We start from the raw sequence: 26,823 nt of genomic DNA, 5'->3' as shown, positions 1-26,823 counted from the left end.
CCGGTGACGACTCGGTTCCCGGCGGAATAGGCCCGTACGATTCACTGGGCTCCTTGCCCGGAAGCCTGTATGAGTCCTTTGATGTCCAGCAACCCCATCGTGTCGACGATTTGACCTTCCTCTTCGCGGTAGATAACGGCCGTCACGAGCGGGTGCTCGCCGGCCTCGTCCTCGGCGTGCTCGCTGGGGACGATGGAGCGGAGCGGAACCAGTTCGACCCCCATGACGTCGTCGACCCGAATACCGACGCCCTGTTTGTCGGAGGCACGGTCGAACACGATGATACGCTGGCGGTTCAGTCCCGACGGTTCCTGCTCGACGTTGAAGTGGACACGGGGTTCGATGACCGCGGTGATCTCCCCGCGGAGGTCCATGATGCCGTCGATGGCGGGCGAGGTCCGCGGGACCCGCGTCCACTCTTTCACCTTCACGATACTCTTTACGGCGTCCACGCTCACCGCGAGGCGCTGCTCCCCGATTCGAAACACGACGAACCGTTCGACCTCGTCCGGTTCGTTCTCGGGCGAGCGGTCGCTCTGGATCTCGCGTTCGGGCTCGTCCTCCGGGTTCTCGACGTCGATATCCAGCAACTCGTCTGGCAGGTCCGTTGACATCCTGTTGGGGTATCTGCCCCGGTCAGTAAAAACGTTGACCCCCGAACAGGGGGCGCAGGGTCACCAGAACGCCAGTCGCAGCCACGCGAGCAACTGGATGGCAGCCATGGCGACCATCACCGCCACGGTCGGAAACGGCGACCTGACGACGGTGAACCGCTGGGCCCCGAGGGCGGCGACGGGAACGACGACGAGACTCGACCAGCCGACCGTCGGCGGCAGGAGGCCGAGGAACGGGAGCACCGCCAGCGACCCCAGCGAGAGCGTCGCGCTCGCGAGGTACGCCCGCCGGAGTCGGTGGTGCGACCAGCGCGTCGGTAGCGTTCGCTTCCCGACGGTGGCGTCCGCGTCCCTGTCTGGCCACTGGGTCGCCAACAGGTTCGTGAACACGTAGATGGCGAACGGGAGCACCGCGAGGACCGCCCTCGCATCCACGTCAGCCCCGACGACCGCGAACCCGTAGAGCGGCAAGACGAGGCCACCGAGGACCGCGTTCGTCACCTCGCCGAGGCCGTTCCAGGCGAGCGCGGGGCCGACCGAGTAGGCCCACCCGAGGACCGCGATGGCCACGAGGAGCACGAGTGGAACCGGAGGCAACAGCCCCGTCGCGAACCCGGCGACGGTCACAGCCGTTCCGACGGTGAGACTCGCGACCGCGGCGCGGAGTGCGAGTCGCGGCGGCAGGCCGGTGCGCGCCAGGGCACCACTCCCGCCGGAGAACCGTGTCCGTTCGGTCAGTGCATCGGTCTCGTGGTCGGCGTACTCGTTGACGTAGTGGATGCTGGCCGCAGTCGGCAGCAGGGCACCACAGCCGATGAGGACGGGCAGCGCGTCGACAGTCCACCCCCGGGCCGCCGCCATCGCGACACCGAGGGCATACACCAGGACGATGAGTGCCAGCTGGGAGGGTCGGGACATCCCCCAGAGTGCAGACAACTGGCGTGTCCCGGCCGGAGTCATGGCCGTAGCTAGTGGTTCCACCCACCTAAACACCCCTACGTGTCACTAAACTAATTTCATCAGCCCGCCAAAAGATTCAATTCTCATAATCGAGAATGGGTCATCGGATGGCTTCGACAAGCTGGCAGGGCGAGGGTGACGACCCCGCGATGGACGTCCTCTCGACGCTCGGCAACAAGTACAGCGCGGAGATACTGTGTGCAGCACAGACGCCGACGTCGGCGCAGGAACTCAGCGACGAGGTCGGCATCCCGATCGCGACCTGCTACCGACGGATCGAGGAACTCGTCGAGACCGGCCTCCTCCAGTGTGAGGGCCGCCAGCTCTCCGACGAAGGCCGCCGAACCAACGTCTACCGACGCACGCTCGACGAGATCGCCGTCGACTTCTCCGACCCTGGCCCGTCGTTCTCCCGCAAGGAGCGGTCCGAAGCCAAGAACCGCCTTCAGGACAAGATGGACGACTGACCACGATTCGTTCTCTCAGGCCACGCCACCACCACTGGCGATGGGCTGCCTGCCACCGCCGACCGGGTCGATAGCGCCAGCTCCCACCCAGACGAGTCGACGCTTCAGCAGATTCAAGTAGGACTCGGATAATATCCAGGTATGACTCCAGGCGCACTCGAAGAGACCGAGTCGGGCGTCCGTGACCTCACAGGACACGAGCGGACGCTCCACGTCGGCCGCGACCGGCCCATCCGGATCAGCGCGGGACATCGCATCCTCCACCACGACGGCAAGTGCTCGCGCCCGCACGGCCACAACTACGAGATCGCCGTCAGCATCACCGGGACCCTCAGCGAGGAGGGGTGGGTGGTGGACAAGGGCGATATTACCTCGATAATCGACGAGTGGGACCACCGGTTCCTCGTCGAGGACGGCGACCCGCTCGTCGACGCCTTCGCGGCCGCCGGGGACGCGGACGGGCTGGTCGTCCTCGACCACCCGCCGACGGCCGAGGTGATGTCCCTGCTCCTCGAGGAGAAGTTCAGGGAACGCCTCCCCGACAACGTCACCGACGTCTCCGTCCAGGTGGCCGAGACGGCCGAACTCTGCGGCGGGAGCGAGTTCTGAGATGCCCGTCACGAGCGAGGCACCGCACGAGGAAGCAGGAACCGAGGGTGACCTCCCCATCAACGAGTTGTTCTACTCGGTGCAGGGGGAGGGTGTCCTCGCGGGCGTCCCAAGCGTGTTCATCCGCACCAGCGGCTGCAACCTCCGGTGCTGGTTCTGTGACTCATACCACACCTCGTGGGAGCCGACCCACGCCTGGATGGACATCGAGGCCATCGTGGCCGAGGTCGAGTCCCACGCAGAGGCCGACCACGTCGTCGTCACCGGCGGCGAACCGCTCATCCACGAGGGCGTCGTCGACCTCCTGTACGAACTCGACGAGCGGGGCTACCACACCACCGTCGAGACGAACGGGACCATCTACCGCGACGCACCCATCGACCTCGCGTCGATCTCGCCGAAACTCGCGAACAGCACGCCGACGCCCGAGACGTTGCGCGACGACGGCGAACCGGTCGAGAGCGACGACTGGGCCGAGCGCCACGAGCGCGAGCGCATCGACGTGGAGACGCTCGCCCGACTGGTCGACGCGTACGACCGCCAGCTCAAGTTCGTCGTCACCGGGCCCGACGACATGCCCGAGATAGAGTCGCTCGTCGAGTCGGTCCGGGCGGCCGTCGAGGCCCCCATCAGCGACGACGAGATACTGCTCATGCCGGAGGGCGCGACCCGGGACCGACTCGCCGAGACCCGGAAGCCCGTCGCCGAACTCGCGATGGAGTACGGCTACCGGTACACACCACGCTTGCACGTGGACCTCTGGAACGACGCACCCGAGACCTGACCACCAGTCCAGATGCACCAGTACCCGCCCATCCCCGCCGCCGCGGACGCCCCCGACGCCCTGTTCAGCGAGGGCCACCTCTGGCTCACGGAGAAGCTCGACGGGGCGCACCTCCGGTTCACGCTGCAGGACACCGGGGTCCTCGCCTTCGGCGACCGAACCCAGGTCTGGACGGACGACGGGATTCCCGAGCAGTACCGCCACGCGGTTCGACACGTCCGCGAGACCGTCGACCGTGAGGCCCTGCGCGAGGCCGTCGACAGCGCCGGCGACCTCGTCGTCTTCGGTGCCGCGATGCACCGCCGGACCATCGACTACGACTGGGACCGCGTTCCCAGCTTCGTCGGGTTCGACGTCTGGCGGACCGACCGCGACGCGTTCCTCCCGCCCGACATCGCCGAGAAGGTCGTCGAGGGCATCGGGCTCACCGCCGTGAACACCTTCGACCGCGAGGTCCCCGCGAAGCACTTCCAGCTGGACAGCTACGAGGTCCCGGACTCGAACTGGTACGACGGTCCTGCCGCGGGCGTCGTCGTGAAGAACAAACGCGGGCTCCGGGCGGTCATCGACTCGGACCGGTTCGACACCGAGTCCGGGCCACGGCCGGTCGACGCGACACCCGAGGAGTTCGCCGAGCGCGTCGTCTCCGAGGGGACGGTCCGCCGGGTCGTCCGCGACCTGACGGAGCGCGGCGGTGGCAGCCCACCGAAGCCCGAGACCGTCCACCAGCACGTACTCGACCGGGTCCTCCGGTCCGAGTACGGCCGCATCACGCACCACGAGAGCACGGTCGACACGGCCGGGGTGCGCTCCGCGGTCGCCGGCCGCGTCCAGACACTGCTGAACCGCATCGACACCGAGAACCCCTGACAGATACCACCATGGCATCCGACACGACTCCGACCGACGAATCGTCCACCGACCACACCGAGAAGCGCGCCGTCGTCCTCGCCTCCGGCGGGATGGACTCCGCGACTGCGGCCTACGAGGCGAAGTCGCGGGGCTACGAGCTCTACCTGCTCCACACCTCCTACGGCCAGAACACCGAGGCCCGCGAGTACGAGTGCGCCCGCCAGCTCGCCGACGAGGTCGACGCCGCCGACTTCCTCCACATCGAGACGAGCCACCTCGCGAAGATCGGCGCGTCCTCGCTGACCGACGACGACATCGAGGTCGCGGACGCCGACCCCGACAGCGACGAGATTCCGTCCTCGTACGTCCCGTTCCGCAACGCGAACCTGCTCTCGATGGCCGTCTCGTACGCCGAAGCCAACGACTGTGAGGCCGTGTTCATCGGCGCACACTCCGAGGACTTCGCGGGCTACCCGGACTGCCGGCCCGCGTTCTTCGAGGCGTTCGAGAACGTCGTGGACGTGGGGACGAAACCCGAGACCACCATCAGCATCGAGGCCCCGTTCGTGGAGTGGTCGAAGACCGACATCGCGGCCCGTGGCGTCGAACTCGACGTGCCCTACGAGCACACCTGGAGCTGCTACCGGGCGAACGAGCCCGCGTGTGGCACCTGTGACTCGTGTGCCTTCAGACTGGAAGCCTTCCAGAACGTCGGGGAGCGCGACCCTATCGAGTACGCAGAACGCCCGAACTACGCCGAGTCGGACGACTGAGCGCTCTCTGTTTTCCCGTCTTCCGCCGCTTCGGCTTCCCGCGACCACACCGTCACCCCGATACCGGCGAGCACGACGGCCCCGCCAGCGAGTGTGAGCAGTCCCGGAACCTCCGCGAACAATGCCAGCGCGAGCAGTGCGCTCCCGACCGGTTCACCGAGCAGGGAGACGCTCACGACCCACGACTCGACACGTTCGAGCACCCAGTTCACGACGGTGTGCCCGAAGATGCCCGGCCCGACCGCCATCGCGGCGAACAGGACCCACTCCCTGAGTTCGTACCCAAGCAGGGGATGTCCCTGCACCAGCACCACTCCGAGAAGGACGACGGTACAGGCCGCGTAGACGACGGTGACGTAGGGAAAGACGCGAATCCGCTGGCGGAGCGACCGGCCTGCGAGCACGTAGCCGGAGGCCATCGCGGCCGCCAGCACCGCCAGCACGTTGCCGAGCAAGGGCGCGCTGGCGGTCGTACTCGACGCTGCGTCGAGGCCCATCAGCGACGCCCCGAGCACCGCGACGAGGATGCCGACGACCGTCTTCGTCGTCACGCGCTCGTCGAGCAGTGCCCAGCCGCCCAGCGCGACGAACAGGGGCTGTGTCTGGACGAGCGTCGCGCTGGCGGCGATGGTTGTCAGATCGAGGCTCACGAACCAGAGCGCGAAGTGGCCCGCGAGCGCGACACCCGCGACCATCGCCACACCGAGGTCCTTCCGACCGATGCGCTGGAAGTCGCCAGAGCCCCGGCGCAGGGCCAGCGGGGCGACGATGGCCGTCATGAACGCGACGCGGTAGAGCGCCTTGACGGTGCTCGGGGCCTCTGAGAGGCGGACGAGCGGGGCACTCGTACTGACGGCGAGCACGGCCACGACGAGGGCCACCCACGGCGGCACGTCGTCGGTCCTGGCGGCGAGTCCGGCGAACACAGGGCCATCGATGTGAGATGGGGCTTTACTGCTTGCGGAATCGGCACTCCCGGCGAGAATCGCGAGGGTTTACCCCACCGGCCGAGTTCGACCCGACGTGGACGAGGAAACGACCGGGGCGCTGCTCGTCATCGTCTCAGCCGTCGGCTTCGGCACGCTCGGCATCTTCGGCAAGCTCGCCGACGCGGCCGGCCTGACGGTCCCGACGCTGCTCGCGTCCCGGTTCGTCATCGCCAGCCTGCTCGTCTGGACGGTGCTCGGACTGCGCGGGAACGCCCGACTCCTCACGGGGCGCGGCCTCGCGGTCGCGCTCGGGCTCGGGACCCTGGGCTACGCCCTGATGAGCGGCCTCTACTTCGTCGGGCTGGGCTACCTGACCGCGGGGCTGGCGGGCATCGTGCTCTACACCTACCCCGCGTTCGTGGTCTGTCTCGCACTCCTGAGTGGCCGCGAGACCATCACCCCTCGCCTCGTTGCGGCGCTTTTCCTCTGCCTCGCCGGTGTGGCACTCGTCCTCGGCGTCGACCCGGCCGGGGCTGACCCACTCGGTGTGAGCATCGTGCTCGCCGCCGCGGTCGTCTACGCGGGCTACATCACGGCCAGCGGGGTGGCCCTCGACTCGGTCCGCCCGCGGACGCTCACCGCCCACGTCCTCCCGGCCGCCGCGGGAGCGTTCATCGCGGTCGGGAGCCTGACCGGAACGCTATCGGTCCCGTCGAGTCCGAGCCAGTGGTCCGTCGTCGTCGGTATCGCGCTCGTCGCCACCATCGTCCCTATCTTCGCCTTCTTCGCGGGCATCCAGCGCGTCGGCGCGAGTCGGGCCAGCGTCTTGAGTACCGTGGAACCAGCCGTGACGGTCGTGCTCGGTGCGATGTACCTCTCCGAGCCGGTGACGGCCACGACTGTGGTCGGTGGCGTGCTGGTGCTCGCGGGCGTCGTCCTGGCGCAGTCGTAGAAAAACCGTGGGTCGTCGCGCTACTCCGCGTCGGCCGGCGTGTCGAAGTCGTGGAAGTGCTCGCCCTCCTCCTTCGAGAGGATGTTCAGGGCGGCCGCAGCGCCGTCACCCGCGGAGATGATGGCCTGCCACTCCTGGTCGCGGACCATCGCACCGGTCGCGTAGGCGTTCTCGACGCTGGTCTCCATGGAGACGCCGACGTCGACCACGTCACCCTCGAAGGCACAGCCGAGGCCCTCGGCGAGGTCGCGGTTCGCGCCGGTCGCGAGCACGACGTAGTCCGCCTCGTACTCGTCGTCCTCGGTGGTGACGGTGAAGCCGGTGTCCGTCGCCTCGACGCCGGTGACCTCCTCGCCCTGGTGGCGGTCGACGCCGAAGTCGTCGACCTGCTCGCGCGAGTCCTCCATGAACGCCGACCCGTCCTCGGACTCGATTCCCAGATAGTTGAACAGGTGGGCCTTGTGCATCCACGTGCCATCGGTGTCGAAGACGGTGGTTTCGAGGCCGTTCTTCGCGGTGAACAGGGCCGCGGACAGTCCTGCCGGTCCGCCGCCGACGACGATTACGTGTGCCATGTCTGGTGATAGCGCTCGACACTGGAAAAGGGTCGTGCCTACGCCTCTGCCTTGCCGGATTCGCGCCCCGGTCAGGATTCCAGCAGTCGTTTCGTCGCTCTGTGACGTGCCCGGAACATCGGCTCGAAGCCGACCCAGGCGAGCGGGCCGACCGCGTCACCGAGCCCGTTCAGCGGGAGGCGGTACTCGACGCGGTCCTCGATCTTCGTGCCCCCGTCGGTCGCATAGAAGCTGTGCGTGTGGACCCACTTGCGGAAGGGGCCACCGCGCATCTCGTCCCGGAAGTACGCCGCGCCGTCGTCCTCCTCGCGGTCGGTGATGACGGAGGTCCAGCGCTGGCGCGGGCCGACGTTCAGCGGGCGCATCGACATCGATATCTCAGCCCCGACGTCCAGCACGTCGGGGTCCGGCTCGCCGTCGGCGTCGGTGACGGACTCGATGCGCAGGTTCATCCAGCCAGGGGTGAGCGCTTCGAGGCCGGAGACCTGCGAGTGGAAGTCCCAGACCGTCTCGAAGGGCGCGCGGACGACGGTCTCGCGCTGGTAGACGGGCATGTGAAAACCTTGGGACGACGCAGGCAAAAGGGCGCGGGATGCGGAAGCGAGGTCGCGGTCGAACGCAGTCGGCGTTACTTCAGGCGCTCCTGCAGGAACGAGGGGTGGGCCGCGGTCACGCCCTCGATGGCGAGGATCTCGTCGTGGATGATGTCACCGAGGGCGTCACCGTCCGCCGCGCGCACCTCGGCCATCAGCATGTGGTCACCGCTGGACGTGTAGAGGGACTCCACCGAATCCAGCTCCTTCAGGGTGCGCGTCGACTCGACGTAGCTCCCACTGTCCACGTCGATTCCCACGAGGGCGATGGACTGGCTGGAGAGCTTCTTCGGGTCCACGTCTGCCGAATACCCGACGATGACACCCTCGTCTTCGAGCTGTCGGATGTACTTTCTCACCGTCGGTTTCGACACGTCCGCCCGCTCCGCGATCTCGGCGTAGGAGGCCTGGGCATCCTCTTCGAGAACGGAGAGGATACGGTCGGCCGTCGACTGCGTGCTCATACTGAACTGATTTTCCCACGCGGAAAAATATCTTTTGAATCCGTGAACCGGTTCTCGTCTTGGGTGACCGGTCGCCGTTGCGAGTTACTTGTGACGCTCGAGCAGGTCGTAGCTGCGCTCCCACTCGTAGTCGTCGTCGAAGTAGCGCTCGGCGAGCGGCTCTTCGGGCATCTCGTCGATGGCCTTCTTCTGTGCCTGGTAGGACTCTGCCTCGTCGTCGACGTAGTAGCGACCGGTGAGGACCTCGCCCTCGTAGAGCTTGTTCTCGGTCTCGAACATCATGCGCGAAGCCTCCTCGCGGTCGTTGATGTCGTGCTCGTAGTCGTCCGAATCCTGGATGTCGATGTACGGGACGTACTGGCGTGCGTCCTTGTTCCAGGTCGGGCACTGGGTCAGGAAGTCGACGTGCGCGAAGCCGTCGTGCTCGATGGCCTCCTTGATGATCTCCTTGGCCTGGTTCGGGTTGACCGCGGCGGTGCGGGCGATGTACGTCGCACCGGAGGTCAGGGCCAGCGAGAGCGGCCGGATCGGCGACTTCGTGTTGCCGTGCGGCGTCGTCTTCGACTTGTGGCCCTTCGGGGAGGTGGGCGAGGTCTGGCCCTTCGTCAGGCCGAAGACCTCGTTGTTGAACACGATGTAGGTCATGTCGTGGTTCTCCCGGGCGGTGTGCATGAAGTGGTTCCCACCGATGCCGTAGCCGTCACCGTCACCACCGGCGGCGATGACTTCGAGGCCGTCGTTGGCCAGCTTCGCGGCACGGGCGACCGGCAGCGAGCGGCCGTGGATGGTGTGGAACCCGTAGCTGTCGAGGTAGCTGTTCAGCTTCCCGGAACAGCCGATACCCGTGACGGTCAGGACCTCCTCCGGGTTCAGACCGACTTCCGGCAGTGCCTGCTTCAGCGCCTTGAGGACACCGAAGTCACCGCACCCCGGACACCACGTCGGCTGGGGTTCGTTCTTCGGTGTGTACTCGTCACGGTCGATGTCGCGTTCTTCTCCGATTGCGTTGAATGCACTCATTGTCTAATCACCTGCTGCCGGCTCGATTCGAACCTGTGCGGCCGGTTCCTCCGAGCCACCCTCGAGGTTGATCTGGTAACCCTCGACGATCTCGGCGGGCTCGAACGGGTTGCCGTTGTACTTCAGCAGCGAGGAGAGTTTCTCGCCGTAGCGGCCGAGTTCCTTCTGCAGGAGCCCGCGGAACTGTGCCGTGGCGTTCATCTCGACGACCATCGCCTCGTCGACGCTCTCGATGAACTCGCTGACCTCGGTCTCCGGGAACGGCATCATGTCGGAGACGCTGAGGCCCTTCACGGAGTGGCCGTCGTCGTTGAGGCGGTCGATGGCCTCCTCGACGCTGCCCTGGGAGGAGCCCCACGTGATGATGCCGTAGTCGGCATCCTCGGGACCGAAGTAGGTCTGCTGGGTCTCGTGCTCCTCGTCGAGTTCTGCGCGGATGGACTCGAGCTTGCGCTTGCGGCGGTCCATCTGCATGACGCGGTTGGTCGGGTCCTCGGCGATGTGGCCCGAGGGCCAGTGCTCGTTACCCGAGGCGAGGTAGCGACCGCCCTTCTGTCCCGGCAGGGAGCGGGGGCTGACGCCGTTCTCGGTCGCGTCGGGGTCGGTCTCGTAGCGGTGGTACTTGCCAGCGACGTCGTGCGCTGCGTCCGTGAGCTCTTCTTCGGTGAGCGTCGAGCCAAGGGTCGGGTCGGGCTCGCGGTCGAAGAAGCTCTCGTCGAGGTTCTGGTTCTCGCCGGAGAGCTTCTGGTCGTAGATGAGCATCACCGGAATCTGGTACTCGTAGGCGATGTGGAACGCCATCCGGGTCTGCTCGTACGCCTCCTCGATGTTCCCCGGCGCGAAGACGACGCGCTGGGAGTCGCCCTGGCTCGTGTACAGGACGTGTTCGAGGTCACCCTGCTCGGGCTTGGTCGGCATCCCGGTCGAGGGACCGGCACGCATGGACTCGATGAGGACGAGCGGCGTCTCGGTCATCTCGGCGAGACCGAGCGGCTCGGACATGAGCGCGAAGCCACCACCGGACGACCCGGACATGGCCTTGACGCCCGCGTGGCTGGCACCGACGGCCAGTGCGGCCGCGGCGATCTCGTCCTCGACCTGCTCGGAGATGCCGCCCATCTCGGGCAGGTTCTGGGACATGATGGTGAACACGTCGGTCCACGGGGTCATCGGGTAGCCGGCGATGAAGCGACAGCCAGCGTCGATGGCACCGTAGGCGATGGCGTTCGACCCGGAGACGAGGACCTGGTCCTCGTCGTGGTCGCCGGTCGGGACGCGCAGGTCGTGCTCGAAGTCGAACTGCTCCTCTGCCATCTCGTACGCCTCCTCGAGGATGGAGAGGTTGTTCTCGAGGATGTCGCCGGACATCGCGTCCTGCATGAGGTCCTCGATGTGCTGGAGGTCCATGCCCAGCAGTGCGGCGGTGACACCGACACCGGCGGTGTTCCGCATGACCTCGCGGCCGTGCTCCTTCGCGAGACCGCGAAGGTCGAACGGGTAGAGGTGCCAGCCGTTCTCCTCGGCGCGTTCTTCGAGGTTCAGCTCCTCGATATCCTCCTCGTCGAACAGCCCACTGTCGTAGACGATGAGTCCGCCTTCGCGGAGTTCGTCGAGGTTCTCCGAGAGCGGCTTGATCTCCTCGTCACCGTAGACGGCTTCTTCTTTCGGGTTACGGGCGAACGAGTCGCCAAGGGCAAGCAAGCAGTTGTACCCGTCTCCCCGAGACTGTACGTCATCCCCAGATGCGCGGATTTCCACGTACGTGTGGCCGCCGCGAATGCGCGACGGATAGTGTCGGTGTGTGAAAATGTGCAGCCCGGCACGCATCAGGGCTTTCGCGAAATTCTGACTCGTCGAGTCGATCCCGTCACCGGAACCCCCTGCGATTCGCCAGATGAGTTCATCATCAGTCATGCTCGGTAATCACGGCCCCTCGCTGAGACCTAAGTGTCCTAAAGTTCGACCGAGTGCGACTAAAGCCTTTGCTATACATTAGCACGGATTAATTGTGATAAACGCTGAAACTTGTTGCAAATTTTGCGGTGTGTGCTAGCGGTACTCACCCCTCGGTTAGCGTTCACTAATCCTTCCGAACCGCGTTATCACACCCATGAGTTCGGAGACGAGACACCCATTCGAGGCCAAGGGTGGTGGCCTCCCGGTTCGAGTGACCAGGACGCGCCCGCTGGAGCGTCGGTTCCGGTACGCGCTGCTCGGGCCGTTCACCAACCTGCTGTTGCGTACGTCGCTTCGGGACCGGTTCGACGATGCGCTGACACTTGCGCGGGTCGTGGACCCCACGACTGGGCAGGCGCGAACGACCCGGATCGGCGTCCATCACCTCCCGCACAACGAGAACCGACTGTACATCATCGCCCGGGGAGACTGGTGGAAACCACTCGCCGAGGGCGCGACGTTGTCGCTCCTCCTCGACAACGAGTGGCACACCGTCGCGACCACGATATCGGACCGGCGGCGGTCGGTCGCACGATTCGCCCGCGACTACGTGGGCGCATACGGCCGGGACGCCGGGAAGAAGATCGGTGTCCTCGTCGAAGGCGACGGGGAAGCCATCCGGGCCCACTACCTGCGGGCGCTGGAGGACACAGCCCTGCTGACAATCGACCTGGACAACGATGGCGGCGGGGACACGACGGACCGCGAGTTCGGTGGCCCGTTCATGACGACGAGCACGCAGGAGTGAGCCTCTGCTGCCCGAGAACCACCCAGCGGTGTGATGGCTGAGGGCCGCGTTATTGCCACACGACGCCTAGCTCTGGCATGGGCACGTCAGCGGCCGCGGCACCGATACGAGTCGAGCGCGTCGAGCCCGCGCCACGCCCGCTCGTCAGACTCGTCAATCCACTCGTTCGGCTGCTGCTGGCCTCGCCACTCCACGTGTTCCTGAGCCACTGCTTCTGTCTCATCCGGTTCACGGGCCGCAAGACCGGCCGCGAGTACTCGATTCCGGTGACCTACTGGGAGGTCGACGACGGCTACGACGTGGCCATCATCACCCGATCCGTCTGGTGGAAGAACTTCGAAGGCGGGCGTGAGGCCCGGCTCCGCCTGCGTGGGAACACCGTCCTCGGCATCGCGACGGCGGTCCCCGACGACGACGCAGTCGCCGCGTTCGCCCGCGCACGCCTCGTCGAGACCCCTGTCAACGCCCGACTGCTCGGGCTCAGAATCGAAGGACACCGGCTCCCGACCGTCGAAGAACTCGTTCCGGCGGTCCACGACACGGTGTTGCTCCGCGTCACGTTGCTCGAACGCGACTGACCGGCCCGTCGCCGCCCGTCACTCGGGCTTCGACGGGTGGTAGTCGGTCCGGTACTCGCCGACCTGACCGTCGAGACGGTCCGGGTTGATGCGCCCACCGAGCAGCATGAAGTCGACCAGCGTCAGCGCCAGCATCGCTTCGACGACCGGGACGCCGCGCGGGGGAAGGACCGGATCGTGGCGGCCGATGACCTGCGCCTCGACCTCCTCGCCGGTCTCCCAGTCGACCGTCTTCTGCTTCTTCGGGATGGACGTCGGCGCGTGCAGCGTCACCTCGCCGTAGATGGGTTCGCCGGTGCTGATGCCGCCCTGGATGCCGCCGTGGTCGTTCTCGACCGGTTTCGGGTCGCCGTCCTCGCCGAACTCCCAGTCGTCGTTGCGTTCGCTCCCCGTGTAGCGCCGAGCCTCCCGACCCAGGCCGAACTCGAAGGCAGTCGTTGCCGGGACCGCCATCATCGCCTGGCCGAGGCGCGCCGAGAGCGAGTCGAACCGGGGCGCGCCCAGCCCGCGAGGCGCACCGCGGACCTCGAAATAGATGCTCCCACCGATGGAGTCGCCCTCCTGCTGGTACTCGTTGATGCGGTCGCGCATCTGCTCAGCCGTCTCGGGGTGCGCACACCGGACCTCGTTCTCCTCGGTGTGTTCGAGCATCTCCTCCCACGTCACCTCGGGAGCTTCGATGTCGCCGATCTGGTTCACGTGCGCCTTGATCTCGACGCCCTCAGCTGCCAGGATCTTCTGGGCGATGGCCCCCGCCGCGACCCAGTTCACGGTCTCGCGCGCGGACGAGCGACCGCCGCCGCCCCAGTTTCGCGTGCCGAACTTCGCCGAGTAGGTGAAGTCGCCGTGGCTCGGCCGCGGCGCGGTGATGAAGGGTTCGTACTTGCCCGACTGTGCGTCCTTGTTCTCGATGACCATACCGATGGGCGTCCCCGTCGTGTAGCCGTCCTGCACGCCGGACTTGATGGACACCGCGTCGGGTTCGCCCCGGCTCGTGGTGATCATCGACTGCCCTGGTTTGCGCCGGTCGAGCTCTCGCTGGATGTCCTCCTCGTCGAGTTCGAGACCGGCAGGACAGCCCGAGACCGTCACGCCCATCGCCTCGCCGTGGCTCTCACCGAAGGTGGTCACCTGGAAGAGGCGACCGAACCGATTCCCGTTCATACCCCCGTTTCCGGTTCCCGGGGATTTAGGTGTTGTACAATGTGCAAGAAGCGACTGTTCATCGCTACGTCAGCACGAGGGTTCAAGACGGAAGCCGCGGCCAGCAGTCGTATCCGCGCCTGATCCACCCCGACACGTGCAGCGGTTGTGCGACACACCGTGCCGGGAACCTGCTCCATCCGGGGCTACCGTGTCGCCTGTTCGCCACCCCACGACTGGTGAGCAACTGCCATCCTCCGCACCGCCACCGGTCAGACCAGCACCTCTGAGAGTCGCACCGCTGCAACCTGCGTCAGCATCTCGTCGGGGTGCATCCCCCCGTGCATCCCGACGAACTCTATCTCGGTCGGTTCGTGGTCGCCCCACCCGAGACCCAGTTCGCGATGGGTGACGACCAGGTCACCGAGCCGTCGCTGGAACGTCTCGGAAGGTGCCACGTCCCCGAATAGCTCCTGCTCCAGCACGGCGGTTCTGTCGAACACACGAACGTCGAACTCGTCTCGGAAGCGGGACGCGACAGCGTCGACCGTCCCCTCCTCGAGGTGAAGGTGGCGGTTCCGTGGACTGCCAGCGAAGCGTATCGGTTCGCCGGTCACATCCCGGTCGAGTGAGTCGACGAGCCAGTCGAGGCGGTCGAGATTCACGTTCCGTTCCGGGTCGGTGTCGACGTGCCCGTGGTCCGCCGTCAGCAACAGCAACGTCTCTGCTGCCGTCTCATCTTCCAGCCCGGAGAGTGCGTCCGAGATCGTGTCGAACACCTCACCGACGCGCTCCCGGTAGGCGTCCGACCGGGTCCCGGTGTGATGCGCCTCGTGGTCGACCTGCGGAAGGTACAGGTAGTGATACGCTGCGCCATCGGCTGCCGCGATGGACGCTGAAAGCGCCGCAGGGACGTCTTCGAGCCCGTCGTACTGGTGTCGAGTCACTCCCTCAGGAACCGCTGGGAACGGGACGACGTGATGGGCCTCGACCCCTGCGTCCACGAGGGCGGGATACAGTGACTCAGCATCCGCGACCGATTCGCGCGGGAACTCCGGTTGCGTTCCGTCCGTGTTCGTGAACGGAAGGGCGGCGAACGGTCGCTTCGCTCTGGGGTCGTACACGTTCCAGCCGATGACGCCGTGTTCGGCCGGCAACGAGCCCGTGTGGAACGTGGTTATCGCGGCGGCTGTCTCGCTCGGGTAGATGGAGGTCAGCGGTGTCACCCGCGCCCGCTCACTCAGGTTCGCCAGCCACTCGTGGTGCTCGCGCTCGCGCTGCCACTGGGTCCAGCCGAAGCCGTCGACGAGCACGACGAGGACGTTGGTCACGTCGGTGGCGACACCGTCGAACACGTCAGCTGGAAGGGTCCGACCAGTGTCGACGCCGAACAGTGACGCGATGCTGTGCGGGAGGTTCCCGAAACAGTACCCGTCGTAGTCCGGGAAGAGATACCCGTCCTGGAGGAACTCGTCCCGGAGCTCGTCCGCGACAGCCGTCCGAAGCATACCGTGGCGGTTCAATCGCCGAAGAAAAGATGCTACCGGTCGAACCGGACTGAACCGGCCCCAGCGGCGCGATTACCGCCGAACGTCCGCCCCCAGCTCGTAGAGCACGTCGAAGAAGTCGGGGAATGAGACGTCCACGTGTTCGCCGCCCTGAATGGTCGTCTCGCCATCTGCGACGAGCCCAACGAGCGAGAGGGCCATCACGATGCGGTGGTCACCGCGGCCGTCGACGGTGGTCCCGACCAGCTCCGAGTCGCTCCCGTGGACGACGAGCTCGTCCTCGTGTTCGGTGACGCTCGCACCGAGCTTCGTCAGTTCCTCGGCCATCGCGGCGACCCGGTCGGTCTCCTTGTACCGGACGTGCTCGGCGTTGACGATGTGCGTCTCGCCATCGGCGATTGCACCGAGCGCGGCGATGGTCGGCAGGAGGTCCGGCGTGTCACCCACGTCGACCGTCACACCAGTGAGGGCTGACTGCTCGACCGAGATCGTCCCGGCCTCGCGGTCCCAGTCCACGTCCGCGCCCATCCGCTCGACGATGTCGACGATAGCGGTGTCACCTTGCGCGCTCGGTTGCGCACCTTCGACGACCAGTTCACCGTCGGCGGCGACCGCACCGGCCCCGAGCAGGTACGAGATAGAGGAGAAGTCACCTGGTACGGCGTACTCGCCGTCTTCGGGGTCGTACGTCTGTCTACCGGGGACGCTGAACCCGTCTTCCGTCTGTGTGGCCTCGACGCCGAACGACGCCAGCACGTCCAGCGTAATCTGGACGTACGGAGCGGATTTGAGCTCGGTCTCGAGGTCGATATCGATACCGTCCTCGGTGACCGCACCGGCCATGAGGAGTGCCGTGATGTACTGCGAGGAGACGTCGCCCGGGATGGCGACGGTCGCTCCCGATATCGGGCCCTTCACGACGAGCGGTGCCTGCCCGTTCCCACGGGTACTCTCAGCCCGTCCGCCGAGCTGTTCGAGTGCGTCGAGCAGGGGACCCTGGGGGCGGGAGCGGAGCGACTCGTCGCCGGTGAGGACGGTGATACCGTCCGCAAGTCCAGCCGCAGCGGTCACGAGCCGCATCGTCGTCCCGCTGTTCGCACAGTCGAGCACGTCGGCCGGGACCGCTGGTTGGCCGTCGAATCCTGCGACGTCCAGGTCGCTGCCGCCCCGGTCCACGGTACCTCCGAATCCTTCGACTGCGCGCATGGTCGCACGAGTGTCGGCGCTCACGAGTGGGTCGCGAACCACCGCTTCGCTCGAGAACCCCGCGGCGAGTATCGCTCGGTGCGTGTAGCTCTTCGAGGGCGGGGCCCGTGCGGTTCCCCGGACTGTCGACTGCGAAAGAGAGACGTCCATGCGAGAGCCGACGACCGGTCGTGGCAAAGGCGTCCCGGTTGCGGTGACATTCCCGGGTTGGGCAGTATGTCGGGTGGACTGGGAGCGCGTGTGGGATGGAATGGACGATTCGTGGGTGCATGTGGATGGTTGGGGCTGCGGCTGGGATGGGGCCCTATCGTTATCTGTCTGATGGACACTCCAACACGTCTTCAGGCGAGACGGCACCTCTCGCCATCCAGTACTCTATCAAAATACTGTTTGTTCTATCCGAGTAACTCATTTTGTTCGGGCGTGACCCGTTGTCTTCTCGTCCGGTCAGCAGTCACACGTGATTCTGCGGATAGGGACAGACCACTCAGTAACCTGGATATTCTGCAAACGTGAACTTAGCTTTCCGCTCCAGACGCGATTTCTGCCATATGACCGGAGCCATCCGTTCAGTGCAGACGTCCTCGGGAGACGGACCGAATCGAGCGTGCAACTGGACTCACACGACGTAGTGCGTTGAAACGCGGTGCACTCACGGCAGGTGGTCTTCTCGGGGCTACCGCGTTCGCGGGCACGGCGACTGCGAGACCGAACTCGACGCTTACCGTCGCAACCCGGAACCTCTACCTCGGTGGCAACCTGCTGAACGTAATCACCGCACTGAATCCAGAAGCCGCAGCGAGTACCCTCCTGGCCGAGATCGCAGACGTGCGGCCGTTCTCCGAGCGGGCAAAGGCCATTGCCGACGAGATCGTTATGGCCACGCCCGAACCCCCGCAGCTGGTCGGACTGCAGGAAGTCAGCCTCTTCGAGTTCACAGCACCGGGCGGTTCGGAGTCGTTCGTCATCGACCACCTCGCGTTACTCACGGCGGCGCTCGCTGCAGATGGCGTGCCCTACCAGGTTGCCGCGGTCAACTGGAACGCGGACGTGACCATCCCGGTCGAGTACCACGGCGTGGCTGGAACCTTGCGTTTCAGGGACCGCGACGCGATTCCAGTCCGGACAGACGTTGCCAGGCGCATCAAGGCCAAGAACACCGAATCCGGGACGTACGATGCGCAGGTCCCAGTCCCCATCTTCATCGACGGCCGGCTGCAGATATTCTATGCCAACTTCGGGTGGGTGAAGGTCAGATACGACCGCTTCGACGTGTTCAACACACATCTCGACGTGACCGCAGGCGTTCGGGAACTACAGGCTCTGGAACTCCTCGACGTGATAGGACGGAACGATACCATCCTGCTCGGGGATATCAACAGTGACCCGACCGATGCCGGGTTCAACGCGTACGAGATACTGCGCTCGGATCGATTCGACGACGCCTATTTCGATGCAACCGATGCACACGACCCCACGTGTACCTTCTCGGCGGACCTCACATCGGGGACGCTGGACCGACAAATCGACGTCGTGTTCCACCGCGGTCGGTCCCCCCGAAGCGGGTTCAGCGCTGTGAGTGGCTACCGAACAGGACTCACGCAGACAGTTGGCCTCTCCGGGTTGGAGCCGGCCGTGCCGTCTCCAATCTATCCGTCCGACCATGCAGGCGTCGTCGTCACGGTCGAACACGAGTAGCCGGTCACTCGACGGCTCTGTCACCTGCAATAAACAGATTCGCGGGTCAGAGCCGTCACTTCGCCGGCTTGGCGACCTCGATGACCTCGGCACCGCTCGCGTTCTTCTTCACGCTCTCGATGTTCTTCTTCGCGCTGGCCTTGGTCGTGTAGCTCTCGCCACCGGTCGCGATGATGTTCCCGTTGTCGTGGCGGAGCCGCCAGCGGAACTCGCCTTTCTTGTCCGTGAACAGCTCGAATGTGGCTTTAGCCGTGCTCGTGCCAGGGTCTCTGAGGCGATAAGGAAACCTTCCGTTTGGTGAAGATCCTGTCTGACTGACCGGTTCGGTGGGGGGTGACGTTGGGACAGCTGCTTCGAATCTCTCGAACACAAGATATTCTATCCAGCAAGACGGAGGTATGTGCATGCCGGGGAGAGACGGGACGTTGCTTGCACTGGACCTACATGTCCACAGCGACGCGTCGTACGATGGCCACGAACCCGTCGAACTCATCCTCGAACACGCCGCGGACATCGGCCTCGATGGCGTCGTCATCACCGACCACGACCGAATCGAGGCCTCGCGACACGCGGCAGAGATCGCCCACGAATTCGGTCTCGTCGGTGTTCCAGGGGTCGAAGTGTCGACCGCAGACGGGCACCTCCTCGCAATCGGTGTGGACGAACGCCCGCCACGCGGCGAACCCCTCGCCGAAACCGTCGAGATCGTTCGCGAGCACGGCGGCGCTGCCGTCGTTCCCCATCCCTTCCAGCGGACCCGCCACGGCGTTCGAAAGTCCCGTCTCACAGACTGCGACGCCATCGAGGTCTACAACTCGATGGTGTTCACCGGGTACCAGAACCGGCGCGCCCGCAAGTTCGCGGACAAGCTCGGGTATGGGCAGGTCGGTGGCAGCGACGCTCACTACCTGATGAACGTCGGGCGCGCCTACACCGTGTTCGAACTCGAGGAGCCGGTCGACCGAGCCGCCGAGGTCACTTCGGACCAGATCGTCGACGCACTTCGCTCGGGTCAGACTCGGGTCCACGGGATTCGAACACCCATCCTCGAGAGTACACAACAGTACGCTATCGGGGCCGCCAGGAAGAGTCTCTACGAGGTTACATCTCGTCTGCCGTACGTGGCCGCGCGCCCGCGTGCTATCGCGGAGTTCATGTCCGATTCGTAAGTCTGGCAGCCGGCAGGTATCCCGACCAGACCCCTGTTAGTTTCGCTTCTTTCTGGCGAGCAAAATTCTAATGGTTTATACGTGATGCCGAGTCTAATTTCCACTAGAACTTGATGAAAAAATACTTGCTGGTGACGATATTCGTCACATCGCAGCTGACCGCAGCGGTTTCGATACCCGGAGAGTACTCGACCGCTGTGGCGACACACCTGGACGACAACGAGGCCCCGCTGGCTGATGCAGGTCTGGACCAGACCGTGTCTCTCGGTCGAACCGTGGAACTAGACGCGAGAGCCTCGCGCGACCCGGACGGGGCAGTGACTTCGTACGAATGGTCGATACGGGGCCCAGACGATTCGGTGTTCACGCCCGACTGCGCCACCTGTCCCACCACGGCGTTCGACGCCAATGAGACCGGACGGTTCGCGGTCACTCTGACCGTGACCGACGACGACGGCGCGACGAGCAATGACACGCTGTACGTGACCGTCTCCAACGGGCGAGCCCCCGCTATCTCGCTTGCCGGGCCCAGTTCGGCCCAGCGCGGCGAGACCACCACGTTCACTGTGACTCTCACACCGGGATCCGCTCCACTGGACCGAGTCGAATGGTTCGTCGACGGGTCTCTGGCTGTCAACCGGTCCCTCGGTGCTCAAACGACCGACCAGATTACCCCCGTGTTCCCAGACACTGGCCGCCACACAGTTCGTGCTGTCCTCTACGACGACCAAGGGCGTTCTGTGGCCGACTCGACACGGGTTCAGGTGACGCCACCGCCGCAACCACCAGTCGGGAACGGGAGTACTGGAGGGTCTCCAGGTGCCAACGGAACCACCGGTGGAGACGACTCGACTCCACCCCTCGCCTCGCAGTACGACCCCGGAGTGGTGGGCGAACAGGTCGTCACCGGTGACCGACCGCTCCAGGCGGACTACACCATCTCGAACCAACCGCCCGCGAGAGTGATTCAAAATATCGCCTGGCGGGACGCAGCTCGCAACCGCGGAACCGGCCCCCAGACCAGCGTCTCGTGGAACCCGGGAGACCACGACCTCTTCGCGGTCGTTACCTACACCGATGGCTCGACCGATATCGCGACGTTCGACGACGGAACGACGGCTGTCATCGCGGACCCGGCTCCGAAAGTGGGCCTGTTCAACATCGACGACCAGAACGAGGTCAGCGGCGACTTCGTCGCGTCCGACGATTACGGGAACCTGATGGCTGTCTCCATCACCGTAGATAACCGAACCGTCTTCCACGAGGAAGGAACCCGCAGAGGCACCGATCCGACACTCGGTCGGTTCCGGACGTCCGAGTTCGTGTTCGACCAGATAGAACCCAACCGGACCTACACCGTCGAACTCACAGTAGTCGATGGTCGTGGGCAGGAGTCGATGACGACCCGGGAGGTGACACCAGTCGGTGAGGTCGAGATCGTCAGTGCAGGGTTCGTCAATGGGCCCGTCGACTCTCATCACCGGCGACTCGATCCATCACGGTACACCGCACACCACGTCGTCGAGGTGGACTTGAATGGAAATGATGCGGATGATGTTTCTATTCAGTATACTGGCTCTAGTGAAAATATGTCAAACCTAAGGGTTGAACGGATTGAAATAGATAATAATTCCATCGACTTTCATTCCTATTGGTCAGGCAGATACCCTGGTCAATATGGGGTTAGATATGTGTTAGAAAAGAAATCTGATGTTCAATACCTATCTGGAGGAGTCTCAGGTTTCATTGTGAACCCCAGCGACCCGGAGTTGGTCTTGACCACTGAAACTCATGGAACCGAACCAATCGGACGCGAGTGGGGAATCACTGTCGATGCGACTAGTTCCTTCGACCCCGACCACACTACGTTAGAATACGACTGGACTGAGGGAGCAGTTGCATTGAACGGGCAACCCGGAATCGGTCGATTCGAGTCCAGAAGAGATGGTGATTTGTACGTTTCCGATCAAAACGGGGGAAGCAGCAACAGGACTTGGGACTTCCTGCAGTTCTTCGTTCCCGATATCAAGCAGGTCACTCGAACGAGCGAAGGACCGTTCAACGCGACAGACACAGTACGGTTCCGTGTCCAGTCCGAGCCGTGGGCATTCACAAAGACACGAGAAGAGTATGGGGTTGACCTTGAATTTGTCACAGGTTCACCACATGTGAATGTGGTTTCTCAAGGGCAGGTGGAGGTTCCTCAAGCAGAAGTCCCTCAAGATTCCACATCGGACCGACTTCAGCGACAGGTTGCCGTACTGGAGGTACCGGCGGGAGCGCTCTCTGAATCGCGTTCACCGCCCAGCGTGGCGTTAGTGAATCAAAACAACCCGGATAGAATCAGGTCCGAGATGCGGTTACCCACGATGGATGTCGACCTGAACGTTACGAACGTCACAGAATACCAGAATCTGACCGTAGAGAGCATCGCATACCGCGTTGGGCTCGATAACGCGACATTAACAGAATCTGTCGACGACCGAACCGAGTTGCGGCGGCACCTTCAGAGTGGATACGAAATAACGGAGACTCGGAATGTAACGACGGGTATCTTACTGGAACGACTCGAAGAAGTCCAATCGTCTGAGACCGAAAAGAAAATTTTCGGTTCCGAATCAGACCGTCGCGAGTTCCTTCGTATCTCGTCAGAGTGGGTGCCTGCTGGCAAACGCAGCAATACGAGTGAAGAGACGATCTCCAGTTATGAGTGGCGCAATTCCAAAGATGGGAATGGAACGTACACTGGCAAGACCAAGAACGAGACGGTACCCGCACAGAAACGCACCCTGAAAAAATACAAATACCAAGAGAAGGGGACGAAAACCGTCGAAAAGAAGATCCAGAAGGATGTGAAGGTCAAGAAGACCGTTGAGAAGGAAGTCAAGGTAGAGCGGTGTCAACCGATGGTCGGTTGCTACACCGATACGACCACCCAAGATGTTGAAGAAGAGGTGATGGTGACTCGGCCTGTCACAGTTAAACGGCAGGAAGCCTACACCGAGACAAAATCGTACTGGGACCGCTCAGCTCACAGTCCCTCGCACACCTATTCTGGAGAGACAAAGGAGGTCGTCGTTCGGGAATCCTATAATAAGACGCTACACAAGTTCAAGATTACCGAAAACCGCACCATACAGAATGTGGTGTATCTTGCGTCAAAAGATAGTGTTGTGACGCAGAAAGCGTGGGTGCCGACTCAGACCGTAGAAGATGCAAGCCGAGCTGCAAGGGCCGCTAGACAGCCCGAAGTCCGCATCAACGGCACAATCGAGAAAACCAGGTGGACCGTCTCGAAACAGGGAAGAGCGGTAAGAACAGTTGCAGAATACGAAGATGAAGAGGACGTGATAGAGACCATCGGTGTGGTTTCTGGAACGCATAAAAAGAAAGAATTTATTTCTTCTCTTGATGAGATGAAGGTACTGGATGCCCGCGAGTTCCGAGAAGAAGTGCGGCATGGTGGTGTCGCTTCAATGGAAGAATTAATTTCTCTAATGCGAGAAACCAGTGAGGAATGTGACGGTGACACAGGGGGGTGCCCTCAATGAAATATGCCCTCATCGCATTGGTCGTCATCCTCTCCGGTACATGTTGTGGACTAACCGCTTCCACTGCACAAGCTGATACCAGTCCCGGTATTAATCAACCAGCATTCGGCCCCGCGGTCGAAAAGCAGGAAAAATCGACTACAATCACATCTAGCCAGAATGTCAAATACCATTTCAATTACAACCTGACGAATCACAATCTTGAGGTTGTTGCTACCAACTTAGAATCAACTCCTGCTGAATCTTGGCTTGATATATATGTTGACCGAACTTTTGTTCGAAACGGTCCTCTAAATATTTCGGCAAATGGAACCCGAGTACTGAGTTATAATCTCGGTGGAGAAATCTCTGGAGACACCGATCAACATAGTATAAAATTATCTACGTTTGGGAATTCTTCTAGTATCTCATTTTCCCTCAACATCAGCTCCCAGAACCCCAACGGCGTCGAACTCCCCGAAATCAAGAACGTCGAAATAGACACCGCAACGATAGAGGGGGAGGAGACAACCGTCGCACGCGTCACGGTCACCAACGAGGGGCAGGTGCAGTACCTCACCAAGGTGACGGTGACCTCCCTGCAGACGCATTCCTCGGGTCGCGAGGCCCGAGTACCGATGGACGGGAGTCGACGAACTGTCGTCATCCCACTGAACGAGGACCCGGAGATGAAGGTCGCTGGAGAAGTTCGGCTCTACACGGGGTGGATTCACAACCACTCTGACATCGAGGACCAGGTCGAGTTCGTGGGCACGGTCGACGGCGAGACCGATGTCTGGGACCGGGAGTACGAGCCGGTGATGACCTACTACGCGAACGTGGACGAGAGCGAGGTCTACCAGTACGAGAACGAAACGGTGAAACAGCAGAACGATGCGATCTGGCGCGAGCGCCTGACACCGATCGCGGGTGTTGCCACCGCGATGTTGGCTGGTTTCGTGGTGCTCGTCTCGGTCCTGTCGCGGGTGCGGTCCTAAGTCAGAGCTTCTGCTTGACGCTTCTCGTTATCTCGTCGACGTCGAACTCGTCCTCGGATTTGTCGAACACGGTCTCGCCGTCGACGCGGACCTCGAAGATGCCGTGGTCGCCGGTCCGGAGGGTGACGGCCTCGAGCTGTTCGCCGAACGTCTGGAGGAGGACGTGCTGGAGGTCTTCGGCGCGGTTCAGGAAGCCACAGGGAACGCAGTACTCTATCTCGACTAGCGTCATATCTGCCCGTGGTAGCGCTAGGGTCATAGTCACTTGGGTGCCTGCAGTCGTTCGTCAGTCCGAGAGGTAGGTCTGGGCGAGCGCGTCCAGGGATTCGTGGTGCTCCGTGGTGTGGGGGGCGGTGAGCGGGGAGACGCTGATGCGGCCGTCGACGACGGCGCGACGGTCGGTTCCTTCGGGGTCCGGGATGTCGCCGGTGGCCATGCGCTCCCAGACGCGGTCGTGGAGGGAGACGGTGCCGTCCGAGATGGAGGCGTCCATCTCGTACATGTGGGAGGGGTTCGTGACCTCCAGCGGCGCGGGTTCGTCGCCCGGGAGGGGCGCGTTGACGTTGAGGTAGTCGACCTGGTCGAAGACGCCAGCGCCGAGCGCGTGTCTGGTGAGGTAGGTGGCGGCGCGGGTCGCTTCGGTGTAGTCCGATTTCGGAACCTCGACCTCTGACCAGGCGCGGTCCTCGTCGGGGTCGATGGGGACGTACAGTGAGACGGCGATGGCGGGCACGTCGAAGAAGGCGGCCTCGACGGCGGCGCTGACGGTACCGGAGCGGCCGAGGACGTAGTGGCCGAGGTTGGCACCCTTGTTCGCGCCGGAGACGACGATGTCGGGGTCGGGGCCGAGCGACTGGAGGCCGGCGACGACGCAGTCGGCGGGTGTCCCGTGGACCGCGTAGCCGAGTTCGTGTTCGTCGACGTCGACGTGGCTGGACATCGAGCGTCCGACAGCGCTCTGGTCGTCGGCCGGGGCGACGGCGGTGACGTTCCCGACATCCGCGAGGGCTTCGTAGAGCGCGTGGAAGCCGGGGCTGTCGATACCGTCGTCGTTGGTCAGGAGGATCTCGAGCGAACCGCTCATGCGGCAATCGACGGAGGGGGTCGGCAAAAGGCCACCGTTCGGGGCAGTGGTTCTTACTGCGGGCTGGTCGGCCGGTCAGTCGGCGCTCGTCGGCTGGACCCCGCCCGTGTCGGGCGCTCGCTCCTCCGGGGTGAGGTAGCACTGCGGGTCGGGTGCGAACGGGTCGTCGTGGACCGCGAGCGAGCGGAGGGGCGACCCGCCCTTGCAGATATCGGCGTACTGGCAGTCGGTGCAGCGGCCCTGCAGTCGCTCGTCGCGGGTCCGGAGCGCGTTCACGAGCGGGTTGGAGTCGTCGTCCCAGATGTCGCCGAAGGGACGGTCGCGGACGTTGCCGAGGCTGTAGGACTGCCAGAACTGGTTGAGGTGGACGTTGCCCTGGTAGTCGATATCGGCGACGCGTTCCCCGGCAGGGTCTCCACCGTTGGTCTCCAGGTACCGGCGGACCGTCCGGGCGCGGTCGTCTCCCATCTCGCGACGGGCGTACTCGGTGATGTAGCCGGCGTCGGCGTAGTTACCGACGAGCAGCGTCTCTATCTCGTGGCCCTCGTCGTGGTAGGCGCGGGTGAGGTCGCACACCTCGCGGACGGCCTCGCGGCGAGCCTCGGTCGAGAGGTCGGTGTCGGAGATGTCTGCCCCGCGGCCACCGTAGGCGAGGTGGTAGAAGCAGAAGCGGTCGAGGCCGGTGTCGGCGAGCAGGTCGACGATGTCCCGGAGGTCGTCACGGTTGTGCTGCGTGATGGTGTAGCGGAGGCCGGTCTTGAGGCCCGCGTCGAGGCAGTGTTCGATGCCCCGGATGGCGGCGTCGAACGCCCCGTCTTTCCCCCGGAAGTGGTCGTTCGTCTCGGCCATCCCGTCGACCGAGATGCCGGCGTAGGCGAGGCCCGCGTCGGCGAGCTGCTGGGCGCGCTCGTCGGTGATGAGCGTGCCATTGGTCGAGAGGACCGGGCGGAGGCCCACGTCGGCCGCGTAGTCGACGAGTTCGACCAGGTCGGGCCGGACGAGCGGTTCGCCGCCCGAGAACAGGACGACTGGGACGCCGTAGTCCGCGAGGTCGTCGAGCAGTCGCTTCCCCTCGGTCGTGGAGAACTCGCCGTCGGCCCCGCTGTCGCAGGCGCTCGCGTAGCAGTGGTCGCAGTAGAGGTTACAGCCGCGGGTCGTGTTCCAGACGACCACCGGTTTCCGCTGTTTCTCCTCGGAGATCTGTTCTTTCTCGGATTCGTTGGCGGCGTCGTACCGGAGGCCGTCGCCTTCGGCGTCGAGCCCACACAGTAGCTTCGAGACGGATATCATGGCTCTGTCAGTCGTCCGCGGGCGTGGCAGCCTCGTCGAGCGTGGACGGGGTGAATCGGTGCACCGCGTCGGCGGGGCAGAGCCACAGGTCGGTCGCGGAGAACGAGAACAGCGACGAGGCCTGCTCGTACGCGATGTCCCACGTCTCCGCGGTGACACTGCCGACGTGCTGGAGCGGGCCGGTGGTCGTCTCACGCACGAAGACCTCCCATTCGGAACCGTCCGTGGCTCGCGGTGCGTCGCTGATGTGTTGTCGCTCCTCGGCTGGCATACCTGGCGGTTGGCAATCGACACAAAAGGCACGCTCGCAGATTTTCATCGGG

At 64.1% G+C, this 26,823-nt stretch carries 28 protein-coding genes; 12 read left to right on the top strand and 16 right to left on the bottom strand.

From position 1 onward, the window contains the following. Window positions 1–41: 41 nt before the first annotated feature. Both ACSC1S_RS06720 and ACSC1S_RS06715 read right to left on the bottom strand, forming a co-directional pair. Entirely contained in the window at window positions 42–614 is a 573-nt protein-coding gene (locus ACSC1S_RS06720; protein WP_435363681.1) for a chemotaxis protein CheW, read from the bottom strand. A 60-nt stretch (window positions 615–674) separates the two neighbouring features. Beyond that, window positions 675–1,532 carry a prenyltransferase gene (locus ACSC1S_RS06715; RefSeq protein ID WP_435363680.1) on the bottom strand — a complete coding sequence of 286 codons (858 nt, stop codon included), beginning with the start codon at window positions 1,530–1,532 and terminating at the stop codon, window positions 675–677. 149 nt (window positions 1,533–1,681) lie between these two features. Between ACSC1S_RS06715 and ACSC1S_RS06710 the strand changes: the two genes are divergently transcribed. The 5 genes from ACSC1S_RS06710 to queC all read left to right on the top strand — a co-directional run bounded on the left by ACSC1S_RS06710 (window position 1,682) and on the right by queC (window position 5,059). Then, complete coding sequence (locus tag ACSC1S_RS06710) at window positions 1,682–2,041, top strand: helix-turn-helix domain-containing protein (protein ID WP_369684408.1); 360 nt, start codon at window positions 1,682–1,684, stop codon at window positions 2,039–2,041. A gap of 141 nt (window positions 2,042–2,182) precedes the next feature. Then, the gene (locus ACSC1S_RS06705; RefSeq protein ID WP_435363679.1) at window positions 2,183–2,650 is read left to right on the top strand and encodes a 6-pyruvoyl trahydropterin synthase family protein; all 468 of its coding nucleotides are present in this window, start codon (window positions 2,183–2,185) and stop codon (window positions 2,648–2,650) included. A gap of 1 nt (window position 2,651) precedes the next feature. After that, window positions 2,652–3,434, top strand: a complete 783-nt coding sequence (locus ACSC1S_RS06700) for a 7-carboxy-7-deazaguanine synthase QueE (RefSeq protein WP_435363678.1) — start codon at window positions 2,652–2,654, stop codon at window positions 3,432–3,434. A 12-nt stretch (window positions 3,435–3,446) separates the two neighbouring features. Then, entirely contained in the window at window positions 3,447–4,304 is an 858-nt protein-coding gene (locus tag ACSC1S_RS06695) for an RNA ligase family protein (RefSeq protein ID WP_435363677.1), read from the top strand. A gap of 11 nt (window positions 4,305–4,315) precedes the next feature. Further along, window positions 4,316–5,059, top strand: a complete 744-nt coding sequence (queC, locus tag ACSC1S_RS06690; RefSeq protein ID WP_435363676.1) for a 7-cyano-7-deazaguanine synthase QueC — start codon at window positions 4,316–4,318, stop codon at window positions 5,057–5,059. Here queC and ACSC1S_RS06685 read toward each other — a convergent pair. Further along, complete coding sequence (locus tag ACSC1S_RS06685; RefSeq protein WP_435318096.1) at window positions 5,038–5,985, bottom strand: DMT family transporter; 948 nt, start codon at window positions 5,983–5,985, stop codon at window positions 5,038–5,040. The genes queC and ACSC1S_RS06685 overlap by 22 nt on opposite strands. Before the next feature lie 97 nt (window positions 5,986–6,082). On the opposite strand from ACSC1S_RS06685, the gene ACSC1S_RS06680 reads away from it, so the two are divergent. Continuing rightward, entirely contained in the window at window positions 6,083–6,940 is an 858-nt protein-coding gene (locus tag ACSC1S_RS06680; protein ID WP_435363675.1) for a DMT family transporter, read from the top strand. Between the two features lie 20 nt (window positions 6,941–6,960). Here ACSC1S_RS06680 and ACSC1S_RS06675 read toward each other — a convergent pair whose 3' ends face one another. From ACSC1S_RS06675 to ACSC1S_RS06655, 5 genes are all read right to left on the bottom strand, one after another. After that, the gene (locus tag ACSC1S_RS06675) at window positions 6,961–7,515 is read right to left on the bottom strand and encodes an NAD(P)/FAD-dependent oxidoreductase (RefSeq protein WP_435363674.1); all 555 of its coding nucleotides are present in this window, start codon (window positions 7,513–7,515) and stop codon (window positions 6,961–6,963) included. Between the two features lie 71 nt (window positions 7,516–7,586). After that, a complete protein-coding gene (locus tag ACSC1S_RS06670) occupies window positions 7,587–8,069 on the bottom strand; it encodes an SRPBCC family protein (protein ID WP_435363673.1) in 483 nt (160 codons plus the stop codon). A gap of 74 nt (window positions 8,070–8,143) precedes the next feature. Beyond that, window positions 8,144–8,572 carry an HTH-type transcriptional regulator LrpA1 gene (gene lrpA1 / locus ACSC1S_RS06665; protein WP_435318093.1) on the bottom strand — a complete coding sequence of 143 codons (429 nt, stop codon included), beginning with the start codon at window positions 8,570–8,572 and terminating at the stop codon, window positions 8,144–8,146. An 84-nt stretch (window positions 8,573–8,656) separates the two neighbouring features. Next, complete coding sequence (locus ACSC1S_RS06660) at window positions 8,657–9,592, bottom strand: thiamine pyrophosphate-dependent enzyme (protein ID WP_435318092.1); 936 nt, start codon at window positions 9,590–9,592, stop codon at window positions 8,657–8,659. Window positions 9,593–9,595: 3 nt separating this feature from the next. Beyond that, a complete protein-coding gene (locus ACSC1S_RS06655) occupies window positions 9,596–11,506 on the bottom strand; it encodes a 2-oxoacid:acceptor oxidoreductase subunit alpha (RefSeq protein ID WP_435363672.1) in 1,911 nt (636 codons plus the stop codon). A 196-nt stretch (window positions 11,507–11,702) separates the two neighbouring features. On the opposite strand from ACSC1S_RS06655, the gene ACSC1S_RS06650 reads away from it, so the two are divergent. Both ACSC1S_RS06650 and ACSC1S_RS06645 read left to right on the top strand, forming a co-directional pair. After that, the gene (locus ACSC1S_RS06650) at window positions 11,703–12,296 is read left to right on the top strand and encodes a hypothetical protein (RefSeq protein WP_435363671.1); all 594 of its coding nucleotides are present in this window, start codon (window positions 11,703–11,705) and stop codon (window positions 12,294–12,296) included. 77 nt (window positions 12,297–12,373) lie between these two features. After that, window positions 12,374–12,874 (top strand): PNPOx family protein, encoded by a 501-nt coding sequence (locus ACSC1S_RS06645; protein WP_435363670.1) that lies wholly within the window; start codon window positions 12,374–12,376, stop codon window positions 12,872–12,874. 18 nt (window positions 12,875–12,892) lie between these two features. On the opposite strand, the gene aroC is transcribed toward ACSC1S_RS06645, so the two are convergent. The 3 genes from aroC to aroA form a co-directional block, all read right to left on the bottom strand. Then, entirely contained in the window at window positions 12,893–14,038 is a 1,146-nt protein-coding gene (gene aroC, locus ACSC1S_RS06640) for a chorismate synthase (RefSeq protein WP_435363669.1), read from the bottom strand. A 251-nt stretch (window positions 14,039–14,289) separates the two neighbouring features. Continuing rightward, complete coding sequence (locus ACSC1S_RS06635) at window positions 14,290–15,525, bottom strand: alkaline phosphatase family protein (RefSeq protein ID WP_435363668.1); 1,236 nt, start codon at window positions 15,523–15,525, stop codon at window positions 14,290–14,292. Between the two features lie 72 nt (window positions 15,526–15,597). Beyond that, entirely contained in the window at window positions 15,598–16,881 is a 1,284-nt protein-coding gene (aroA, locus tag ACSC1S_RS06630) for a 3-phosphoshikimate 1-carboxyvinyltransferase (protein ID WP_435363667.1), read from the bottom strand. 486 nt (window positions 16,882–17,367) lie between these two features. On the opposite strand from aroA, the gene ACSC1S_RS06625 reads away from it, so the two are divergent. Beyond that, window positions 17,368–18,429 (top strand): exonuclease/endonuclease/phosphatase family protein, encoded by a 1,062-nt coding sequence (locus tag ACSC1S_RS06625; RefSeq protein WP_435363666.1) that lies wholly within the window; start codon window positions 17,368–17,370, stop codon window positions 18,427–18,429. A gap of 55 nt (window positions 18,430–18,484) precedes the next feature. Here the strand turns inward: ACSC1S_RS06625 and ACSC1S_RS06620 are convergent, their stop codons facing one another. Then, the gene (locus tag ACSC1S_RS06620; RefSeq protein ID WP_435363665.1) at window positions 18,485–18,799 is read right to left on the bottom strand and encodes a YegP family protein; all 315 of its coding nucleotides are present in this window, start codon (window positions 18,797–18,799) and stop codon (window positions 18,485–18,487) included. A 34-nt stretch (window positions 18,800–18,833) separates the two neighbouring features. Between ACSC1S_RS06620 and ACSC1S_RS06615 the strand changes: the two genes are divergently transcribed. From ACSC1S_RS06615 to ACSC1S_RS06605, 3 genes are all read left to right on the top strand, one after another. Further along, window positions 18,834–19,598 (top strand): CehA/McbA family metallohydrolase, encoded by a 765-nt coding sequence (locus tag ACSC1S_RS06615; RefSeq protein WP_435363664.1) that lies wholly within the window; start codon window positions 18,834–18,836, stop codon window positions 19,596–19,598. A gap of 113 nt (window positions 19,599–19,711) precedes the next feature. After that, window positions 19,712–23,149, top strand: coding sequence for a PKD domain-containing protein (locus ACSC1S_RS06610; RefSeq protein ID WP_435363663.1), 3,438 nt, complete (start codon window positions 19,712–19,714; stop codon window positions 23,147–23,149). Continuing rightward, the gene (locus tag ACSC1S_RS06605; RefSeq protein WP_435363662.1) at window positions 23,146–24,126 is read left to right on the top strand and encodes a hypothetical protein; all 981 of its coding nucleotides are present in this window, start codon (window positions 23,146–23,148) and stop codon (window positions 24,124–24,126) included. Before ACSC1S_RS06610 ends, ACSC1S_RS06605 begins: the two co-directional genes overlap by 4 nt. Before the next feature lies 1 nt (window position 24,127). Here the strand turns inward: ACSC1S_RS06605 and ACSC1S_RS06600 are convergent, their stop codons facing one another. The 4 genes from ACSC1S_RS06600 to ACSC1S_RS06585 all read right to left on the bottom strand — a co-directional run bounded on the left by ACSC1S_RS06600 (window position 24,128) and on the right by ACSC1S_RS06585 (window position 26,771). Beyond that, window positions 24,128–24,358 (bottom strand): Rdx family protein, encoded by a 231-nt coding sequence (locus tag ACSC1S_RS06600; protein WP_435363661.1) that lies wholly within the window; start codon window positions 24,356–24,358, stop codon window positions 24,128–24,130. A 54-nt stretch (window positions 24,359–24,412) separates the two neighbouring features. Beyond that, complete coding sequence (surE, locus tag ACSC1S_RS06595; protein WP_435318079.1) at window positions 24,413–25,210, bottom strand: 5'/3'-nucleotidase SurE; 798 nt, start codon at window positions 25,208–25,210, stop codon at window positions 24,413–24,415. Window positions 25,211–25,285: 75 nt separating this feature from the next. Continuing rightward, entirely contained in the window at window positions 25,286–26,500 is a 1,215-nt protein-coding gene (locus ACSC1S_RS06590; RefSeq protein ID WP_435363660.1) for a TIGR04347 family pseudo-SAM/SPASM protein, read from the bottom strand. A 7-nt stretch (window positions 26,501–26,507) separates the two neighbouring features. Then, entirely contained in the window at window positions 26,508–26,771 is a 264-nt protein-coding gene (locus tag ACSC1S_RS06585) for an Htur_1727 family rSAM-partnered candidate RiPP (protein ID WP_435363659.1), read from the bottom strand. Window positions 26,772–26,823: the final 52 nt, after the last annotated feature.

It is taken from the genome of Haloarchaeobius pelagicus, from assembly GCF_051207375.1.
GTDB lineage: Archaea > Halobacteriota > Halobacteria > Halobacteriales > Natrialbaceae > Haloarchaeobius.
This window is presented reverse-complemented; position numbering and strand designations above follow the sequence as displayed.

Coding starts and splice junctions, on each gene's coding strand:
- ACSC1S_RS06700 (WP_435363678.1), top strand. CDS start 2,652: ATGCCCGTCACGAGCGAGGCACCGCACGAGGAAGCAGGAACCGAGGGT.
- ACSC1S_RS06600 (WP_435363661.1), bottom strand. CDS start 24,358: ATGACGCTAGTCGAGATAGAGTACTGCGTTCCCTGTGGCTTCCTGAAC.
- ACSC1S_RS06615 (WP_435363664.1), top strand. CDS start 18,834: ATGCCGGGGAGAGACGGGACGTTGCTTGCACTGGACCTACATGTCCAC.
- ACSC1S_RS06655 (WP_435363672.1), bottom strand. CDS start 11,506: ATGACTGATGATGAACTCATCTGGCGAATCGCAGGGGGTTCCGGTGAC.
- ACSC1S_RS06715 (WP_435363680.1), bottom strand. CDS start 1,532: ATGTCCCGACCCTCCCAGCTGGCACTCATCGTCCTGGTGTATGCCCTC.
- ACSC1S_RS06650 (WP_435363671.1), top strand. CDS start 11,703: ATGAGTTCGGAGACGAGACACCCATTCGAGGCCAAGGGTGGTGGCCTC.
- ACSC1S_RS06675 (WP_435363674.1), bottom strand. CDS start 7,515: ATGGCACACGTAATCGTCGTCGGCGGCGGACCGGCAGGACTGTCCGCG.
- ACSC1S_RS06670 (WP_435363673.1), bottom strand. CDS start 8,069: ATGCCCGTCTACCAGCGCGAGACCGTCGTCCGCGCGCCCTTCGAGACG.
- ACSC1S_RS06660 (WP_435318092.1), bottom strand. CDS start 9,592: ATGAGTGCATTCAACGCAATCGGAGAAGAACGCGACATCGACCGTGAC.
- queC (WP_435363676.1), top strand. CDS start 4,316: ATGGCATCCGACACGACTCCGACCGACGAATCGTCCACCGACCACACC.
- ACSC1S_RS06605 (WP_435363662.1), top strand. CDS start 23,146: ATGAAATATGCCCTCATCGCATTGGTCGTCATCCTCTCCGGTACATGT.
- ACSC1S_RS06635 (WP_435363668.1), bottom strand. CDS start 15,525: ATGCTTCGGACGGCTGTCGCGGACGAGCTCCGGGACGAGTTCCTCCAG.
- ACSC1S_RS06705 (WP_435363679.1), top strand. CDS start 2,183: ATGACTCCAGGCGCACTCGAAGAGACCGAGTCGGGCGTCCGTGACCTC.
- aroC (WP_435363669.1), bottom strand. CDS start 14,038: ATGAACGGGAATCGGTTCGGTCGCCTCTTCCAGGTGACCACCTTCGGT.
- ACSC1S_RS06645 (WP_435363670.1), top strand. CDS start 12,374: ATGGGCACGTCAGCGGCCGCGGCACCGATACGAGTCGAGCGCGTCGAG.
- ACSC1S_RS06710 (WP_369684408.1), top strand. CDS start 1,682: ATGGCTTCGACAAGCTGGCAGGGCGAGGGTGACGACCCCGCGATGGAC.
- ACSC1S_RS06720 (WP_435363681.1), bottom strand. CDS start 614: ATGTCAACGGACCTGCCAGACGAGTTGCTGGATATCGACGTCGAGAAC.
- ACSC1S_RS06590 (WP_435363660.1), bottom strand. CDS start 26,500: ATGATATCCGTCTCGAAGCTACTGTGTGGGCTCGACGCCGAAGGCGAC.
- aroA (WP_435363667.1), bottom strand. CDS start 16,881: ATGGACGTCTCTCTTTCGCAGTCGACAGTCCGGGGAACCGCACGGGCC.
- ACSC1S_RS06610 (WP_435363663.1), top strand. CDS start 19,712: ATGAAAAAATACTTGCTGGTGACGATATTCGTCACATCGCAGCTGACC.
- lrpA1 (WP_435318093.1), bottom strand. CDS start 8,572: ATGAGCACGCAGTCGACGGCCGACCGTATCCTCTCCGTTCTCGAAGAG.
- surE (WP_435318079.1), bottom strand. CDS start 25,210: ATGAGCGGTTCGCTCGAGATCCTCCTGACCAACGACGACGGTATCGAC.
- ACSC1S_RS06585 (WP_435363659.1), bottom strand. CDS start 26,771: ATGCCAGCCGAGGAGCGACAACACATCAGCGACGCACCGCGAGCCACG.
- ACSC1S_RS06695 (WP_435363677.1), top strand. CDS start 3,447: ATGCACCAGTACCCGCCCATCCCCGCCGCCGCGGACGCCCCCGACGCC.